At 28.8% G+C, this 1,254-nt stretch carries 1 protein-coding gene; it reads right to left on the bottom strand.

The genetic code is table 11. The features are described from left to right. Positions 1 to 16: 16 nt before the first annotated feature. The gene (locus T367_RS0118340) at positions 17 to 1,030 is read right to left on the bottom strand and encodes an IS110 family RNA-guided transposase (protein WP_035845803.1); all 1,014 of its coding nucleotides are present in this window, start codon (positions 1,028 to 1,030) and stop codon (positions 17 to 19) included. Positions 1,031 to 1,254 lie beyond the last annotated feature (224 nt).

Genomic DNA, 1,254 nt, shown 5'->3' with positions numbered 1-1,254 from the left:
GTCCCGATTTCTATGGTTAAACCAAATTTAATTTAAACTTTTTTTGATAAATTCTATTTTGGTTAACGCAAGAGAAAATTCTAAGGATTAATTTGTTTCTTACCGCATTTAGCACACTCATTTTATTCTTTCCTTCAGCAACTTTACGAAGGTAATAATGCTTTAAATCCCCTTCACATTGAATCGCTGACATTGCTGCCATATGTAGTATTGTTTTAATCGATTTATTAGCCATCGGGGATACTCTTGATCTTTTGTTTACACTGGTTCCTGAAGAGTAGTCAAACGGAACTACTCCGCTATAACAAGCATATTTTTTAGCCTCTTTTATGTTTCTAAATTCATTTGTTGTTACTATAATTTCTAAACTTGTTATAAAGCCAACACCATCAACAGAAGTAATTAATTCATTGAGTCGATTTAAATATTGATCTAATTTTATAATTTCAAGCATCTTTTTCTCCGTTTTCTTGATATCTAATTGAATCGCTTTTAAAGTGTCTTTGCAATTAGAATGTAAATCCTTAAGCTCTTGTTTACTCAAGAATTCCTTTTCAATAAATACCTGGCTGAGTTGTTTTTTAGTTTGAATTAACCTTCTACGTAGACCAATTAAAGCTTTCAAACTCAGTATTTCTTTTCTTTCTAGCTGAAATTTAACCGAATCAATTCGGTTTTTATAAGCATACATAGCAATTCTGAGTGAATCAATCTTATCATTCTTTCCTCTTACTATTCCAATAGATCTTTTTATTTGTAAAGCTCTCTCAAGCCACAAATAATAATCATTTAATTTCAGAACTGTTTTGAGATTATTCCCATATATACCGGTATGTTCAGCACAGAACAATGCTTTTTCTAAATTTATATTTTTCTTAACTAAGCTTTTTAAAAATTTAGTTAAACTTTTGGTTGTATTATCAATTCTTTCATAAAATATTTGCTTAGAACCGTTTAAAACAGTAATGTCAAGAACATTTTTTGAAATATCTACACCAATAAAATATACAAAATCATTAATTTTATCCATAACTTTTATTTTTTGGAGTTACGCCTTTAAGCACAATTAATTCCCTGATAATAGGTCTAATACCTTAATTTCTATTTGATGCTTGCTTAAAGAACTAGTAAAGGATAAAATCGGGACATAGGTCTCTTACACCTTTAGCTATCGTTTATTCGCCTTTACTAGTTGTAACTCTAATTATAAACATCAAGATAATATCTATATTATAAGAAACAAACCTAAGGGAT

The sequence above is a fragment of the Crocinitomix catalasitica ATCC 23190 genome, assembly GCF_000621625.1.
In the GTDB taxonomy this organism is placed as follows: domain Bacteria; phylum Bacteroidota; class Bacteroidia; order Flavobacteriales_D; family Crocinitomicaceae; genus Crocinitomix; species Crocinitomix catalasitica.
The sequence above is the reverse complement of the archived record's forward strand: the minus strand, read 5'-3'. Positions and strand labels throughout refer to the sequence as shown.

Excerpts from the sequence above, each read along its gene's own strand:
- T367_RS0118340 (WP_035845803.1), bottom strand. The coding sequence starts at position 1,030 with ATGGATAAAATTAATGATTTTGTATATTTTATTGGTGTAGATATTTCA.